Source organism: uncultured Maribacter sp., assembly GCF_947500405.1.
In the GTDB taxonomy this organism is placed as follows: domain Bacteria; phylum Bacteroidota; class Bacteroidia; order Flavobacteriales; family Flavobacteriaceae; genus Maribacter_B.
The window spans coordinates 288,242-306,336 of record NZ_CANMRY010000003.1 but is presented as its reverse complement, the minus strand read 5'-3'; the positions used below and the strand labels follow the sequence as shown (position 1 = coordinate 306,336).

Here is an 18,095-nt window from a genome sequence, read left to right as displayed (position 1 = left end):
ACTCCTTTTCAAAACTGTTGTTTGTCGAAAAACTACTTCATTACTAGCGTTTTTTTTGTTGTTTTATATTTAACAATTAATTAACTAAAAATAAAACTCAATAAATTATGACAAAAAATGTACTTAAACTTCTGTTTATGTTAAGTATACTGTTTTGTTACAGTATGCAAGCTCAGACGACTGTAAGTGGAACAGTAGTTGATCCAAGTGGTCTTCCATTGCCTGGGGTAAACATTACAGAAAAAGGAACTTCGAATGGTGTGTCAACAGATTTTGATGGTAATTATTCTATTAATGCAAATTCTTCTTCTGTACTATTATTTTCTTATTTAGGGTTTGTATCTCAAGAGATTACTGTTGGAAATCAGAAAACAATTAGTATTACTTTGATTGAAAGTCTTGAAGCTCTTGATGAAGTTGTAGTAACGGCTTTAGGTATTAAAAAGGAAAAGAAAGCATTAGCTTATGCTGTACAAGAAGTAGATTCTGAAACCATTACAGCTACTGCAAATCCTAATGCAACATCAGCTTTACAAGGTAAAGTAGCTGGGGTTAACATCACCAATTCTGGTGGTATTACTGGTAAGCCTAGAATTGATATTCGTGGTGCGAGTTCCCTAAGCGGAAATGATCAATTGCTCTGGGTAATAGATGGCGTGCCGTTTTCTACGCAAGATTTTACAACAGATGCAGAAGATTTATTTGGTGGTAACTCTAATGGTGGAGGTTTTTTGGACATTAATCCAGATGATATAGAAAGTATGTCTGTTTTAAAAGGTGGTCCTGCTGCTGCATTATATGGTGCACGTGGGGGTAATGGGGTTGTACTTATAACAACCAAAAGTGGTAAACGTTCCCAAGGTTTGGGAATATCCTATACAGGCTCTACAACATTTTCTAAAGCTGGATATTTTCTAGATACGCAAAAAGAGTATGGTCAAGGTATAGATGGCGTTTATGATTCTAGTTCTAGAGTAGCATGGGGACCTCGATTTGATGGCGTAGAAAGAGTGGCTTGGACTGGTGAGTCAATACCTTATCAATCTGAATCCAATTTATTAGAAGACTTTACAAGAACAGGTGTAAGTACAAGACATGCTATAACTTTTACCAAAGGAAGTGAAGATGGAAACTTTAAAGTATTAGTTAGTAAGGATGATACACAAGGTATTTATGAAGGGCAAGCTTTAGAGCGTTTAAATTTTGATTTTAAAGCTAATTATGATATTAATCCTTGGTTAAATGTTGATGCTAAAGTGTCTTACATTAATACACAAGGATTTCAAAGACCTACCATTGGTAGATATAGTTTTGTATCGTTTTTTAATACAACACCTGCGAATATTCGAACTCAAGACTTATCACCAGGCTTCATTTTTGAAGACAGTAAGAACAAAGAAATTTTATATGGACCTAGTGCTGTTCTGACCGAAAATGCAAATGCAAATAACAGGAATCCATATTTCTTACAAGCGCAAACTTTTAATAATGATCAGCGTAATAGATCATTTGGATATTTGGCAGCCAATGTTAAGTTTTCAGATGCGCTTAGGTTAAAAGTTAAGTATGGTTTAGATATTTATAGATATGAGCAAGTATTTGGAACGCGTTTTGAAGATCAAATATTTTTTAATAATTCACCAAGTATTAATACTTCAGAGTCTTTTTTTAAAGAAGAAAACTCAGAGTTTTTGTTAAGTTACACTAAAGACCTGAACGAAGATTTTAACTTTGGTGTAAGTGTAGGTGGTAATCAAATGCGAAGAGGAGTAGAAACTCTAAATGCTTTGTCAGGTAAATTGGATTCTGAAAGTACACTTTTCTTAAATGCAGGTACTAACGTTCAAGCTAATGAAGAATTCATAGATGAAGAAATTCATTCCCTATATGGTTTTGCTGATGCATCTTACAAGAATTATTTATTTCTTAATGCTACGGTTAGGAATGATTGGTCCTCTACATTGCCTACAATAAATAACTCTTTTCTGTATTCATCTGTTGGATTAAGTGCATTAATTTCAGAAATGGTTGAGATGCCAGATTGGATGAATTATTTAAAGGTAAGAGGAACTTGGGCAGAAGTAGGTAAGGCATCTACACCACAAACTACAAACCCAACATTTAACGTTTTTTCAAGTAATTTCAATTTGTCACAATCTACCACTCCAAATGAAGGAGTCGATCCTAATTTGCAGCCAGAAATTTCAACTACAACTGAATTTGGTGTAGAGTTTAGGTTGTTGAATAATCGTTTAAATTTTGATATTGCTTTGTATGACGAACGTACAAGAAATCAAATAGCACCTGTGCCTGTAAATTCAACAGGTCTTTTTTCAACTTTACTTACTAATGTAGGTGAGATTTCTAATAAAGGTATAGAGGTGTATGCAAACATAGTACCTATTAAAACCGAAGATTTTAATTTAGGATTGACTTTAAATTTTGGGACTAATAAAGGGGTAATCGAGGAGTTGCCAAATGGCACTGATTTTTTTCCATATTTTACGAGTAACACCATTATAGAAGAAGTTCGCGGTTATGAAGGGGAAAAATATGGCGATATTTACGGATTTAAATACCAAAGAGATAATGCTGGAAATATTATAGTAGGAGCAGATGGTTTACCTGCAACAACTAGTGAAAAAGAGAAAATTGGAAATATTCAAGCAGATTTCACAGGATCTGTTGGTCTTAATGCTACTTATAAGAGTTTTTCATTAAATACTTTGTTTATAATGCAACAAGGAGGAGATATATACTCGTTAACAGAAGCTTCAGCAACAGGTTCAGGTAATACTCCAAAAACACTTTCTTTTGGGAGAGATCCATTTTTTACGCCTAATGGTGTTTTAGCAGATGGTAGTACAAACACTACAATTGTATCTGCTCAATCCTACTGGCAGACAGTTTCTGGGATATCCGAAGAGTTTCTTTATGATGCTTCTTTTATGAAATTGGGAGAGGTTTCCCTTGGTTACTCTTTACCTAAATCCACTTTGAATTCTTTAGCTAAAGGTTTTTTGAGTGATGTTAAAATTTCTGTAATTGGGAGAAATTTATTTTATCTTTTTAGAAATACTCCAGGTACAGTACCTGATGCTGGTGTTTTTAATTCTTCCGTAGGGGGTCAAGCTTTTGATTTTTCAGCAGTACCCGTTGAGAGAACCTATGGTGTTTCACTAAATGTTAAATTTTAAAAAAAAAGAGAATTATGAAAAAAATATTAATGTTATTAACAGTCGTCTTTTTTATGGCGTCTAGTTGTACAGAAAATTTTGAAGAAATTAATACAAATCGTACTGCGGTTACTGTTCCAGAGCCAGGGCAATTATTTAATAGAATTGTAACTACTCCTGTTTTTGATTATCAACGTAATGTGAATTTATATGCCGATTTTTATGCACAATACTGGTCAAATACTGTTGGTGGTTTTGAATCTGGTCGTTACGAGTATGTGGATGGATGGGCTTTTACAGGATGGAATCATTTTTTTGTTGACGGTTTAGCCAACATCAAATCACTTCAACGCATATATGGTAATGATCCATTTTACAATAATTTAATACAAGTTTTAGAAATTTGGGAAGTTTCCGAATGGGCTCGTATGTTAGCCTATTATGGCGATTTACCATATTTTGAAATTGATTTTGCATCAAAAGTACCATATGATTCAGAACGGGATATTTACTATGATTTATTTGAAAGATTAAACAACGCTGTAAATGCATTAGATTCTAGCGCAGCGGACCAGTTTATAATGTCTAGTGATCAAGATTTAATTTATGGTTGGGATTTAGATAAGTGGAAACGTTTTGGTAATTCTATGCGACTAAGGTTAGCTATGAGAATATCCAATGTAGATCCCGCTAAAGCTCAAAGCGAAGCTGTAGCAGCTATTAATGCAGGTGTTATGCAAAGTAATGGTGATGTAGCCCATATACCAGCTTGGGTAAATGGTTTTTATGATTATTTGCGTAATATGGCTATTTTATGGGACAATATCAGATGTTCTAAAACATTTATTGATATGATGTACTCTCAAACATCAATGGAAGATCCTAGGGCAAGAATTTGGTTTGATTACAAAGAAAGCTCGCCAATGTTTGGCAGTGAACGTCTTGAAGGGGTAGAAAATGGATATAATATCTTACCCGCAGATGCTAATGATTTTGCAACAATGAATACGAATACTACATATATTGGTTTTACTGGAGATGATGGGGAAATAGATCATTATCAACCAGTAATGCTTTATCCCGAAGTTTTATTTTTACAAGCCGAAGCCGCATTGCGTGGATGGACAGGAGGAGATCCAACAGCGCTTATGCAAGAAGGTGTTAGAGCTTCCATGGAATTTGTTGGAGTAGATCCTGTAGCAGCTAATAACTATATAAGTGAGCTTTCTCCTTTATCAGGGTCTAATGAAGAACAATTAAAACAACTAATTACGCAAAAATATATTTCAAATTTTCCTAATGGAAGAGAAGCTTGGGTAGACTTTAGACGTACAGATTACCCAGATCTTACTTTACCTATTGACGGTGTAAGTAGTTCATCATCTGTATCTCCTGATACATATGTTAAAAGAATTAGATATCCTGATAATGCTTTTAACACAGAGCAGGATATGTTACCTGCAGATCAAAATACAATTGATACAAACCGTATGGATAATAGGTTATGGTGGGATACTGCCGATAGTAAGACTAAATCAGGCGGTTTGATGAATAGTAATTTCTAAAAAAAAAGAATATGAAAATATTAAATAATTTTAAAAAGATAGCGGTAATACTACCTTTAGTATTGTTGTTTTTTATAGTATCGTGTGATAATGATGATGAGCCAACCCGCTCTTTTGATATTGCTCAGTTAGAATCTAAAATATCCGAAGCGGAAAGTTTAATTGCAACAAGTGTTGAAGGAATTAATGCCGGGGATTTTCAGCCAGGTTCTAAACAAAGTTTACAAGATGTTGTAAATTGGATTTATAAACGTATTGAAAGTTCAAAAGCTCAAGGAGATATAGATGACGCTTTTGTAAAACTAAATGCTGCGATAGATAAATTCTCAGTGAGTCTTGTTTCTGAAGCTTTCCCATGGGTACAACACGGGGTTGGTTCTGGAATAGAACTTTCAGACAATATTAAACAAGCAATGTATAAGCCTTCTACTATTGAAATGGAAATATATATAGTAGACCTAAACCAATTAGGATATGCTAATAATCTATTTAGTACTGAAGATGAACCATCTAGAGGATTGGGGTCTAGATATCAAGGCAGTGGTCGAATACAGGTTCAAGCTGGTACTGCTGATGGGTGGCCAGAGTCTCCTTGGTCTCCAGATGGAACTATGAAATCTGGTGAGTGGATGAATGTTGCTTATACTAATACTGGTAACGAACAAAAACTTTATATAAACGGACAACTGGTAACAACTCTTAGTTCAGTTCCAGAAATGACAGACGTTGCAATGTATTTAGGAAACAGCCCTTCTTTTAATGATCGTTCATGTAATACTTTATTTAAAGAATTTAAGGTATGGGATTCTGTATTTGACCAAGGAACAATACAAGCAAATATTGGAGTAACAGTTGATGGAACTGAATCTGGTTTAGTTGCCTATTTCCCATTTAGTTCTAATTTAGGAGATAGTTTTTCTGATGTCATTGGTAACTCTACAGCCACTTTAAAAGGAAATTTTGAATGGGTAACAGAGCCGCCAGTTATAGTTTTAGACTATACAAATTTAAATGCTGCTATTCAGCAAATGACAGATTTTAGAGCTACTGCAGTAGAAGGCGATATGGATGGTGATTATCCAGTAGGTACAATTGATTATATAGATACTTTATTAGCTAATGCTAATGATGTATTGGCTAATGATGGAAGACAAATAGCCTTAGATGATACAGCGAGTGCATTAATTGATTCAATAGCTCTGATAAACGCGAATTTAGTAGCACCGGCAGACGGAGTTTATGTTGATAGCGAAGATCCAAGTTCCGTTGGTTTAAGAATTACACCAAACTATACACCACAAGGCGATTATACTTATGAATTCGAAGTAAGGTTAAAAACTTTAAACTTAACAACTAACCCTCCAATAGGGGATATCATGGGTAATGGTAATATTGGTTTTCGTGTAAATGGTTATGCTGAATTAACAGAAGAAAATGTACTTAATTCTGGTGGAGGATGGAACTGGACTAACGTAGAAGGGTTTGGTTACATTGGTCCAATGTATCCTGCTGGAACATTAAAATCAGGAACTTGGCATCATGTAGCTATCGTACATGATAATACAGCAATGACAACTTCAATATATGTTGATGGTGATATGGTAGGACAGTCTACTGATATAGGAGTTCCAGCAGTATCTGGGTGGGCAGAAATTTGGTTAGGAAATTCATTTGGTTTTAAAATGAACGGTGATATAAAAGACTTTAGGATTTGGGATGAAGTTCGTTCTGTTGGACAATTTGATGCTGACATAGATGGTACAGAAGCGAATCTTCAAATATATTTCCCACTAGATAGAGTTAAAGGTATTCAGTTTACAGATGAAACTGGAGATTATGCTGGAGAAATGAGAGGTATTATTTGGAATAAAGAATAGCTTAATCTAAATATTTTTAAAAAAAAGAAGAACCTTTTACTGGTTCTTCTTTTTTAATTATCAATGAATTTAGAATATTATGGAAAAAAGGGATAGCAAAGTTAAAGTAGTTCCTAAAGAGGTTTTAGTGCCTTTTATATTAGTTACTTCTTTATTTGCGTTATGGGGTTTTGCTAATGCTGTAACTGACCCAATGGTGCAAGCATTTAAAAAAATTTTAGAATTGTCTAATTCCCAAGCAGCTTGGGTACAAATGGCATTTTATGGTGGCTATTTCTGTATGGCTTTACCAGCAGCTATATTCATGCGTAAATATTCTTATAAAGTAGGTATATTAATAGGCTTAGGCTTATACGCTATAGGTGCTTTATTGTTTTATCCGGCAGCTATTACAGAACAATTTTGGTTTTTTTGTTTAGGCTTATATATTTTAACTTTTGGATTAGCTTTTTTAGAAACGGCTGCAAACCCTTATATATTAGCAATGGGTTCAAAAGAAACAGCTACACGACGTTTAAATTTGGCGCAGGCATTTAACCCTGTAGGTCTTATTGCTGGTTTGTTTGTTGCACAGCAGTTTGTACTAAAGAATTTAAAATCTGACGATGTTGTAGATTTTAATTCCTTAGATGAAGCTTCAAAGATTTTGATAAAAACATCTGACTTATTAGTTATTCGTAATCCTTATGTAATTCTTGGTTTGGTTATTTTAGGAGTTTTTGTATTGTTCTTAATAAATAAAATGCCACAGTCTAAGGAAAATGGTGATATGTCTAATATTACCGAAACCTTTTCAGCTCTTTTTAAGAATAAAAAATATGTTCTGGGAGTATTAGCGCAAGTATTATATGTTGGGGCGCAAATTATGTGTTGGACCTATATTTATCAATACGCAGAGGCTATAAATATGGATAGTGTTACAGCGGGTTATTATCAAATGATTGCTTTTGTCATTTTTACAATAGGACGAATAATAGGAACTTATTTGTTACGATTTATAAGTTCTGGAAAATTACTTATGTATTTTGCTATTTTGGCAATGGTATTTGTTGGTGCTACGATCCTAATGAAAGGTGTTATTGGTTTGTATAGTTTAGTGGGTGTGTCTTTTTGCATGTCTTTAATGTTTCCGACCATCTATGGGATTGCTTTAAAAGGCTTAACGGAAGAGCAATCTAAAGTTGGTTCAGCAGGTTTGGTGATGGCGATTGTAGGTGGTGCTTTAATGCCAAAATTACAAGGAGAAATTATTGATATTGGAGGTAACGGGGTTGCCGATGTGAGTATTTTATCAGTGCCAGAAGTAAATATCTCTTTTGTACTACCTTTATTGTGTTTCACCTATATTGCTTGGTATGGTAAGAAGGTATTTTCTAATTATGAAAGATAATATAGATGCCAAAATAAAAGTCAGCAAAAATAAATCTATGAAAAAGTATTTTTTCAAAAAAAAAATAAAGTTGTCATTTTACCTAATTTTTATTTTAGTATTTAGTTTTTGTAGTAGTGATGCCGTAAATAATGAAATTAAATTCGGGGATGAAAATCCACCAGAGAATTTTGAAATCTTAAATTATAAAACATTTAGTCAAACAAGAATTGCGTTTGGAGCAGGCTTAAGCCAAAGTAAAATTAGTACGTTTACTTTAAACGCGAATAATGCAAAAGTAAAGTCCATCAAAATGTTTATCAATTTGGATTGCCCATCTGTTGGTTGTAATATATGGGACGTATATGCTAACATAAGTGTTAAGGACAAAAAAACGAAAAAGTGGTTTGAACTAGGTCGTTATATTACACCCTATGGCGTTGATACATCACAGCTTACTAGAGGTATAGAAATAGATGTTACCGATTTTAAGTCTTTGCTCGAAGGTCAAGTTGAGCTAAGAGCATTTATTGAAACTTGGGGCGACGATGGCTGGAATTTATCTGTTGAATTTGATTTTGAAGAAGGTATTCCTGATTATCCTTATTATGCCGTTTCAGAAGTTATAGCATATAACGCTTTATCTTTAGCTGGTGTACCTTACGGAAGTAGTACTGCAGGATTTGATTTAACCAAAACCATAGCAATACCAAGTAATGCCTTTAGTACACATTTACGAACAGTTATATCTGGTTGGGGGCATGCCACTCCTGCAGATAGCGATGGCAGAGGTTGTGCAGAATGGTGCTTTAGAACACACCAAATTTTAATTAATAATGACCCCAAATTTACACACGAATTAAAACCTATTGGATGTGGAAGTAATAAAATAAACCCACAACGCGGTAATTGGGCACCCGATAGAGCAGGTTGGTGTCCTGGTATGGCTGTACCACCAAGAGTTGATAAGTTTGATAAATCTAACTCAAATGTAACTTTCGATTTTGAGTATGATTTTGAAGATTGGGTGTCAGATGGAGGAACACAATCAAGCCAAACTGGAGCTTATTATGCTATTTCAACTTATATTGTAGTTAAAAGCAAAACGCCAATAGAAGCTCCTGTAGTGAACGATTAAAGTACAATTTTGATGTTTTTTGGAAGTTACGTTGATTCCAATAAATAAAAATGGCTATCTAGATTCGGATAGCCATTTTTATTAAAAAAAGGATGGTTGCTATTAATCAGTTTCTAAGCTAAAAGTCTCTATTGAGTATTTACCCACTTTTAATGCAGGAGCAACAGGTACTGGATTTTCTTCAATAATATTAGTATGGTTTTGAGACTTAATATTAAAGTAAGAAGATATGTTTACCGTTTCGTTGGTATCCTTTACATTATACATTCTTGCAATAAAATCTTCTGAGTCTTCTGCTTTTTTAACCGTAGTTACAATCACATTTTCAGAATCTATAGAAAAGAAACTTAATTGTTCTGGTAAATACGATTTAGCTGATGTTACAGTGTTTAAAACTACTTGTATAGGCTCATTTTCTTGTTTAGCAACTTTTTGTCCTACAATACTTCCTGCTTTAGTTGAGGTAAATACATTATGAAAGTTGTGGTTGCCACCTTGCGAATATTCATTGCCTTCCCAATGGCAAGAGGTTCTACTTGCTAATAAAAGGTTTTGTAATATTGGTGTGCCAGCTTTAGTTTTACCAGTTGGATCTATCCAATCTGCTGCAGCTACAGATGAGCTTAAGGTTACTGATATATCATCATCAGTAGCCGAAATCCAATCTATAATAGCTCTTGGGTGTACATCTTTGCAAAGTGGCGTATAACGTTCTCCTGCTGTTTCAATTTCGTCTTTTCCAACACGTACACTTCCAAAAGGTACTTCATGCGCTATTTCTGGATTATCCATATTTAATGGAAATGCGGTTCTAAATTCTCTGTATAATTCTCCAGACCAATTACGTAAGCTTGTATTAAAATAAACACGTTTTAAATCGTGATATAAGGTTACATCCTGTCTTACAATAGCATGATTAATTTGTTGTTCTAATCTGTATTTGGTGTAAACCACACCATTTTCTAAGATTTTCCATTCGGTATTGTGAGCACTTACTTGATCGTAATCTTTCATGGTAGGTTGTTGCACATCTCCAAATTCTCCTGCGCCATTTCCAACCGATTCCATTGTAAACACATCGCCAGCTTTAAATACACTGCTGTCAAATAATTCTTTCTTCAGTTCTTTGTCATATACGCTAGTAATACCACCTTTTTCAAAATTTATAGCGTAAAATGAATTCTCATACGTACTAGTTGTAGCTGAATTGTTTTTACCTTTTGAGGCCGAATTTTTATCTTGTAAGTAGTACGTAGCATAACCTATGGAAGGAATATCTTTTGCTATAAAAGTAACATCAATACTTCTAATACTACCATCGTTATAATATTTAGCATTAGATGTTTGAGATGGCACTTCTTTTTTATTAGCAGATACAATAGTGACATGTTTTATATTGCCTTTAGTAAATTTTAAAGTTGTAGTTATTGGGTCTGTTCTTTTCCATGATAAACTATTAAAAAGCACGATAGGTTTTCCTAATTTTTCGTTCTTTTTAATTTTAGATGAAATAAGTTCTATACCATCATTTAAAAGGTTTTGCCCCATGGTTCTAGATTTTACAAAACTCTCTTTAAAAAGGTTGTCTGTAACATCGCCATCATGACCACCCCAACCATGGTCTGGGTAAATTTTGGCCTGCCACGCTTCATCAAAGGCTTCAAAGGGATATGGCGATAAATCTGGTTCAATTTTATTTGCTATAGATAAAAACTTTTCAGCGGCTGGTAATAATTTAGAGGCTTCTCTACTTGCTGTAAGTGCATCGTGATGCCCAGGGCCATGAATGTAAACCCATACATTAGGGCGTTCTCCCATTATGGTATCTACTTTAGTGGCATTCTTTTCTGCTAAAGGAAAAAATTCATCAACTGTCATTAATTCCATTTTTGGTAAATTAACGTCTATAGCTTTACCTTCAGCATCTTTTACTTTATCAAAGGTATTCCAGGTATCAATATAATCTGAATAATCAATAGCAGGTAGCATGTCTTGACTAGATAGTAAAGGGGTTTGTATCTTACCTTCGGCAAAACTATTTTCCCAATACAATACTTGTTCTGCACCATATTTCATTTTGTTATTCATATCTCTAGAAAGATACAGTAAATCGTTACCGTAATGCCCAGGTGAATAGGTAAATACAGAGCTTCCGTCAGGGCTAGCCCAATGGAACATGCCTTTTGCATGCCTACTAATTACCATATAATCAACACCAGCTTTTTTTAATATTTGTGGGAGTTGCATTGTTTTTCCTGGTACATCAACATTCCAGTAAACTTTAGAGTCGTAACCACCAAAGGTTTTCTTTACCCATTTTTTTCCTAAGTACAACTGTCTCACTTGGTCTTCAGCATCATACATATCTTCGTAAGGGCAATTGTAAGTAGCGCCAACAGACATTAATTTTCTTTGCAGCAATGTTGTAATTTGCTCTTCAGAGCCTGGGTGTCTTTCAATATATTCGCGAAGCATTAATCCATCTTCAATATCAAAACCATAATCATCTCTTATAAAAGCATCTTTAAGTACTGGTGCAAGGAGTAAGGTGTCTCTTAAAATAATGCATACTTCTGGTCTGTCTACCCAAGCAATATCTTGGTGGCTAGAGTTCATAATAGATACCAGTCCTTTTTCATATTTTTTATTAAAAAAGTCATCATAGGTGTCAAAAAACTCTGGCTTGTATAATTTTGCTAATGAAGCTGTCCAGTTAGGGTTGTAATTAGTAATATGATGGTATAAAAAAGGTCCTTCAATATCTGATTTCATGGCTTTACCGTCGCCTTTATTAAAAGTTAAAGCAATTTCTTGATTATTGTAAACAATACTGAACGATTGTTTTGGTGCTGCTATGTTAAATGATGTTTTGGCAAGTTGGGCTTGGCCAGAAAAGGTTTTAGTTTTACTTTTTTTTCCGTCTGAAATGACGTAAACAGATCTTCCTGAAAAATGTGCAGGTGCATCTATATAAAGTTTTCCATCTTTTTGTTTGATACTAAAGGCAGCTTCATCGGTAACAGATTTATTGATGCGTTCTACAACATCTGTACCTTTAAAAATCATAAACCAACAGTTGGAGCTTTTTTTACGCCCAACAACTTTAATTTTTGCACTTTTTCCTTTTTTTAGAGATGATGTAGGTACGGTTAAACGAAAAGCACCAAGACCGTCGCCGTTTAAATCACGCCTTACTAAAATGTATTCGGCATGACCATTCCCTGGGTTTTCTGTTATAGAAAGTGAGCCATCTTTATTAGAATTGAAAGTTAGTAATGGTTTGTCATTTACAATAACATCAAACGATTCTCTGAGGTTAAAATCAATATCACTAATAAAAAAGAAGTTGACTTTATCTTTAGCATAGTTTTTAGGAACTTCTCCTGTTAAAAATTCGAATCCTTTTTTTCCTGTGGTAGCTCTTGAAATCATCGCTACATTCATGTCTTCTCTTATAGACGGATATAAGAAATATTCAGAACCAGAAAGCATTTCTTTATATCCTTCAATATCATCTTTACAAATTTGGTGTAAACGATAATTGGTGTTAAGACTCTCTATATGCCCAACATTACTCGTGCCACCGTGAATAATTGAAGTGTTGGTATTAGGCTTTATGCTGTTGTTAGCATAACAAATACTAATTGTAATTAAGGTAATGCCTAGATAACAAATTAGATTAAAGATTGATTTTCGGTTTTTAATTTTCATTTTTTAATGTATTAATTTTATTTAGTTCCAAGGCTAAAAGTTTCAATGGCATATTTACCAAGTACTAATTTTGGTGCTATTGGTTTAGGATTTTCTTCTATAATATTAGTATGCTTGTAAGAGTTTATATTGAAATAAGAAGACATATTTACGCTTTCATTTCCATCTTTAAGATTGTACATTCTCGCAATAAACTCTTCAGACTCTTCCGCTTTTTTAATTGTTGTGATGATGACATTTTCCGCATCAATTTTAAAGAAACTCAAATTTTCTGGTAAGTATGGTTTTAAAGTGGTTACAGGGTTTATAACAATTTGTATAGGTTCGTTTTCTTGTTTTGCTATTTTTTGTCCCTTTACACTTCCTGATTTGTTGGATGTAAATACATTATGGTAGTGATGGTCTCCACCTTGTAAATATTCATTACCCTCCCAATGGCAAGATCTTCTACTGGCTAGTAATAAATTTTGTAACATAGTTGTATTGGTTTTTCCTGTTGGGTCAATCCAATCGGCAGCAGCTACAGATGAGCTTAAAGTTATGGCTACATCATCATCTGTTGCAGAAATCCAATCTATAATGCCTCTTGGGCGTACATCTTTACAAAACGGTGTGTACCATTCGCCACCAGTTTCAATTTCATCTTTACCAACGCGTACGTTTCCGAAAGGTACTTCGTGAGCTACCTCAGGACTATCCATGTTTATAGGAAATGCTGTTCTAAATTCACGATACAATTTACCAGACCAATTGCGTAAACTGTTATTAAAGTAAACGCGTTTTAAGTTATGATACAGCGTTACATCTTGTCTTACTATACTATGTAAAATTTGTTGCTCTAGTCTATATTTTGTATAAACTGGGCCATTTTCTATAATCTTCCATTTAGGATTATGAATGCTTACTTGGTCAAAATCTTTCATAGAAGGTTGCTGTATATCTCCAAACTCGCCAGCACCTGTTCCAAAAGATTCCATAGTAAATACTTCTCCTATTTTAAACACATCTGTTTTAAATAAGTTTTTCTTAAATGCTTTATCATATACTTGTGAAATACCACCATCTTCAAACGTGATATTGTAAAACGGATTCTCGTAAGTATCTAGCGTGGCGTTTTCATATTTGTTTTGTTTAGAGCTGATTTTGTTTTGAATGTAATAGGTACTATAACCAATAGAAGGAACCTCAGCAATAAACGTAATAGCTATACTTTTAATACTGCCATCATCATGTAATTGTTTGTTGTTAGTTTGTGATGCTATTTCTTTTTTATTTGCAGAAACAATAGAAATATTTTGAATTTTTCCTTTAGGAAAATGAACCGTAGTGGTTACAGGGTCATTCCGTTTCCAGGATAAACTATTATACAATACGATGGGTATACCTAATTTTTTATTAGATTTTACATAGCTTGATAAAAAGTTAATCCCTTTATCTAAAAGGTTTTGCCCTAAAGTTCTTGATTTTACAAGATTTGCTTGAAATAAATTATCGGTAACATCGCCATCATGACCACCCCAACCGTGGTCGGGATAAATTTTAGCTTGCCAAGCTTCATCAAATTCCTCAAATGGATAAGGCATTTTAGCAGGTTCTATTTTATTAGCTATTGATAAGAATTTTTCGGCAGCTGGTAGTAACTTAGAGCCTTCTCTACTTGCCGTAAGTGCATCGTGATGCCCTGGCCCATGAATGTAAAGCCATACGTTTGGGCGTTCTCCTAAAATAGTATCTACTTTTGTAGCATGTTTTTCGGCAAGTGGCATATACTCATCTACAGTCATTAATTCCATAGGTGGTAAATTCACGTCTTTAGGTTGTCCTTTTTCATCTTTTAAAGTATCAAATGTATTCCATGATGCTATATAATCAGAATAGTCAATAGCGGGCAACATATCTTGGCTAGATAGTAGTGGCGTTTGTACTTTACCATCTTCAAAATTCTTCTCCCAAAACTTTATTTGTTCAGCACCATATTTTATTTTAGAGTTCATGTTACCTCGCCTTAGCATAGTTTCATCAACACCATAATGCCCAGGGGAATATGTAAAAACAGAGCTTCCATCAGGACTAGCCCAATGAAACATCCCTCTAGAATGTCTACTAATTACCATATAATCTACACCTGCTTTTTTTAGTATTTGTGGTAATTGTAACGTTTTTCCAGGTACATCTACGTTCCAGTATACTTTAGAATCGTACCCCCCAAAGGTCTTTTTTACCCATTTTTTACCAAGATATAATTGACGTACTTGGTCTTCGGCATCATACATATCTTCGTAAGGGCAATTGTATGTAGCGCCAACAGAGATTAATTTCTTATTTAAAAGTGTTGTAATTTTTTCTTGAGATTCTGGGTGTCTGTTAAGATATTCTCTTAGCATTAAACCATCTTCAATATCAAACCCGTAATCGTCTCTAATAAAAGCATCTTTAATTACAGGTGTTAAAAGCATCGTATCTCTTAATATAATGCAAACCTCTGGTCTGTCTACCCATGCAATGTCTTGATGACTTGAGTTCATGATGGAAATACCTCCATCTGCATATTTTTTATCAAAGAAATCGTCATACGTATCAAAATATTCGGGACGATACATTTTTGTTAAAGAAGCTCGCCAACCATTTTTATAGTTGGTTTTATGATGGTATAAATAATGCCCTTCAATATCGGTTTTTGATGTTGTACCATCGTTGTTTTCAAAAAGTAATGACAGAGCTTCGTCTCCATAAACAATTTTGAAGTCATTTTTAGGAGGCGCAATAGTGAATGATGCTTTTGATTGTTCGCCCAACACCTCAAATGTTTTTACTTTGCTTTTTACACCGTCGCTAACAACATATACCTTTCTTCCAGAAAAATACCTAGGAGCGTCTATATAAAGTTTTCCATTTTTTTCTTTAATATCAAAAGCAGTTTCAGTAGTTGCAGATTTTTTAATACGCTCTACAGCATCAGTAGCTGTAAAAATCATAACCCACGCATTATCGTTTTTTCTATGGCCTTCTATTTTAATTTTTGCAGATTCTCCTTTTTTTAAAAAAGAAGTTGGTACGGTTAGTCGCATGGCACCATAACCATCTCCATTACCGTCACGCTTAATCAAAACAAACTCAGCCTTGCTTTTGAATATATTATCTGAAATATTTAAAGTTCCATCTTCATTGGCCTTAAACGTAAGTAGAAATTTGTCGTTAACATGTATTTTAAAATGGTCTCTATGCTTTAGCGAAATGTTGCTTAACATAAAAAAGGTAACGCTCTCTTTAGTATAATCTACAGGAATTGTACTTGTCAAAAACCCAATAGGCTCATCGTTGCTATTAGACCGGGTAAATAGTGAGCTATACAGCCCATCCCTAATCGACCCATAAGCTCCAAATTCTCGTCCGCTTAGTGATTTGCTATAGCCTTCTGTATCATTTTTGCAATTTTTGTAGAGTTTGTAGTTGGAGTTTAGCTCATGAATGTGACTATTACTATTACCTTCATGAAATACTATTGTAGTTTTAGTTAAATTAGGTTTAACTCCATGGGCATGAATATTAACAGCCAAAAGAAGTATAAAACAAAAACAATCCTTAAAATAAATAGAAAGTTTTTTAATATTCAAGAGCATAATTAATTAAATTTAAACAAATTTTTAAGAAAAACTAAATCGGTTTAGTTATCAAATATATTAAATAAATTTAGTTTTTTTAGTATTGAAAACGATAAGTACTTACTTTATTTATAGCTATTTATGAGTTGTATTTAAGTTTTGAGGGTTTTTATAGCCTTAAAAGTGCTATTTAGGTATTTCTAGGAGGTGTTCGTCGAAATGTTAATTTTATTAAATATTTGAAAATTATATTTATAGAGTAGTTTAAAATTCTTGAAAACTAGTATAAAATGGATTTTTAGAAGTATTTATTTCGTTCTGCTTAGTTAGAAAAGAAGTTAAAATAGTCATGAAATATCTCAAAAATGAAAATTTAGAATGAGCTTAAAAAGTTTTAAAAATTTAGATTTTACACTAATATAAAATTATAAAAATGCAAGAAGCATTAGAAGGCGTTAAGGTTTTAGATTTTTCACAATTATTACAAGGGCCTTATGCAACCCAAATGATGGGTGATTTGGGTGCAGATATTATAAAAATAGAAAGAAACGGAACTGGAGATATTTATAGAGGTATGACATTTTTAAACAAATGGATTGCCAAAGACGAATCGCCTTGTTTTATGGCTTGGAATAGAAACAAACGCTCATTATCTATAGATATTAAATCTGAAGAAGGAAAAGAAATCATCTACAAACTTGTTAAAGATACAGATGTAGTAGTTGAGAATTTTCGTCCTGGAGTGATGGCGCGTTTGGGTTTTGGATATGAAGATTTAAAAAAGATTAACCCAAGCATTATTTATTGTTCAGCAAGTGGTTGGGGTGCAGATGGCCCTTATGTAACTAGACCAGGGCAAGACTTGTTAGTGCAGAGTGTTAGTGGTGCTGCGATGACTAGTGGAAAAAAATCTGATGGCCCTGTGGTATTAGGAACATCGCTTTGCGACCAAGTAAACGGATTGAATTCTGTTTATGCTATTCTTGCAGCATTATATTTTAGAGAGAAAACGGGTAAAGGGCAAGAAATAAAAACAAATTTATTGTCGTCTGCTATAGCTTTTCAAATGCAGGATTTCTTTGCAATTCAGAACTTAAATACCCCTTTTGAACGACCAGAATCAAATATAGGACACCCAGGAAGTGGAGCACCATTTGGAACATATAAAACAAACGATGGCTATTTAACAATAGCTATGAATCCATGGGCTAAGTTAGTTGAGGCATTAGGAGAACCTAAGCTTATGCAATATGATGATGCGCAAGTACTTTATGATAAACGTGACGAAGTTCATGCTGCAATAGAAGCTGTAACAATAACCAAAACAGCAGATGAGTGGTTAGATATTATGCTGGAAATGGATTTGTGGGTGGCCAAAGTACATAACCATACTGAAGTAGAACAGAATCCGCAGGTCATTCACAATAAAACATTTGTAGAGGTAGAACATCCTAAAGCTGGTAAAGTAAAGGTTACTAATATACCATTTACTATGAGCGAAACTCCTGGGAAAATAAAACGACCATCGCCAATGTTGGGCGAACACGGAGAAGAGATTTTAGCAGAATTAGGACTGAGTAAACAAGAAATTCAAGAGTTAATTAATGAGAATGTTATAACAATAGAGAGGCTTTAAAAGCAGTTTATTAAACCTTTA

Annotated in this window: 8 protein-coding genes; 6 read left to right on the top strand and 2 right to left on the bottom strand. The window is 33.9% G+C overall.

Going from position 1 to position 18,095, the window contains the following annotated elements; all coding sequences use genetic code 11:
* Window positions 1–107 precede the first annotated feature (107 nt).
* The 5 genes from Q0945_RS05685 to Q0945_RS05665 all read left to right on the top strand — a co-directional run bounded on the left by Q0945_RS05685 (window position 108) and on the right by Q0945_RS05665 (window position 9,125).
* The gene (locus Q0945_RS05685; protein WP_299431793.1) at window positions 108–3,197 is read left to right on the top strand and encodes a SusC/RagA family TonB-linked outer membrane protein; all 3,090 of its coding nucleotides are present in this window, start codon (window positions 108–110) and stop codon (window positions 3,195–3,197) included.
* Window positions 3,198–3,211: 14 nt separating this feature from the next.
* The gene (locus Q0945_RS05680) at window positions 3,212–4,741 is read left to right on the top strand and encodes a SusD/RagB family nutrient-binding outer membrane lipoprotein (RefSeq protein ID WP_299431790.1); all 1,530 of its coding nucleotides are present in this window, start codon (window positions 3,212–3,214) and stop codon (window positions 4,739–4,741) included.
* A gap of 11 nt (window positions 4,742–4,752) precedes the next feature.
* Entirely contained in the window at window positions 4,753–6,618 is a 1,866-nt protein-coding gene (locus Q0945_RS05675; RefSeq protein WP_299431787.1) for a LamG-like jellyroll fold domain-containing protein, read from the top strand.
* A gap of 79 nt (window positions 6,619–6,697) precedes the next feature.
* Window positions 6,698–8,008, top strand: a complete 1,311-nt coding sequence (gene fucP, locus Q0945_RS05670) for an L-fucose:H+ symporter permease (RefSeq protein WP_299431784.1) — start codon at window positions 6,698–6,700, stop codon at window positions 8,006–8,008.
* Window positions 8,009–8,045: 37 nt separating this feature from the next.
* Window positions 8,046–9,125: a peptide-N-glycosidase F-related protein gene (locus Q0945_RS05665; protein WP_299431781.1), complete on the top strand. Its 1,080-nt coding sequence runs from the start codon at window positions 8,046–8,048 to the stop codon at window positions 9,123–9,125.
* 102 nt (window positions 9,126–9,227) lie between these two features.
* On the opposite strand, the gene Q0945_RS05660 is transcribed toward Q0945_RS05665, so the two are convergent.
* Both Q0945_RS05660 and Q0945_RS05655 read right to left on the bottom strand, forming a co-directional pair.
* Window positions 9,228–12,836: a glycosyl hydrolase-related protein gene (locus tag Q0945_RS05660; protein ID WP_299431778.1), complete on the bottom strand. Its 3,609-nt coding sequence runs from the start codon at window positions 12,834–12,836 to the stop codon at window positions 9,228–9,230.
* Window positions 12,837–12,853: 17 nt separating this feature from the next.
* Window positions 12,854–16,456, bottom strand: a complete 3,603-nt coding sequence (locus Q0945_RS05655; protein ID WP_299431775.1) for a glycosyl hydrolase-related protein — start codon at window positions 16,454–16,456, stop codon at window positions 12,854–12,856.
* Between the two features lie 415 nt (window positions 16,457–16,871).
* Between Q0945_RS05655 and Q0945_RS05650 the strand changes: the two genes are divergently transcribed.
* Window positions 16,872–18,074, top strand: a complete 1,203-nt coding sequence (locus Q0945_RS05650; protein WP_299431772.1) for a CaiB/BaiF CoA-transferase family protein — start codon at window positions 16,872–16,874, stop codon at window positions 18,072–18,074.
* The last annotated feature ends 21 nt before the right edge of the window (window positions 18,075–18,095 follow it).

Coding starts and splice junctions, on each gene's coding strand:
- Q0945_RS05685 (WP_299431793.1), top strand. CDS start 108: ATGACAAAAAATGTACTTAAACTTCTGTTTATGTTAAGTATACTGTTT.
- Q0945_RS05680 (WP_299431790.1), top strand. CDS start 3,212: ATGAAAAAAATATTAATGTTATTAACAGTCGTCTTTTTTATGGCGTCT.
- Q0945_RS05675 (WP_299431787.1), top strand. CDS start 4,753: ATGAAAATATTAAATAATTTTAAAAAGATAGCGGTAATACTACCTTTA.
- fucP (WP_299431784.1), top strand. CDS start 6,698: ATGGAAAAAAGGGATAGCAAAGTTAAAGTAGTTCCTAAAGAGGTTTTA.
- Q0945_RS05665 (WP_299431781.1), top strand. CDS start 8,046: ATGAAAAAGTATTTTTTCAAAAAAAAAATAAAGTTGTCATTTTACCTA.
- Q0945_RS05660 (WP_299431778.1), bottom strand. CDS start 12,836: ATGAAAATTAAAAACCGAAAATCAATCTTTAATCTAATTTGTTATCTA.
- Q0945_RS05655 (WP_299431775.1), bottom strand. CDS start 16,456: ATGCTCTTGAATATTAAAAAACTTTCTATTTATTTTAAGGATTGTTTT.
- Q0945_RS05650 (WP_299431772.1), top strand. CDS start 16,872: ATGCAAGAAGCATTAGAAGGCGTTAAGGTTTTAGATTTTTCACAATTA.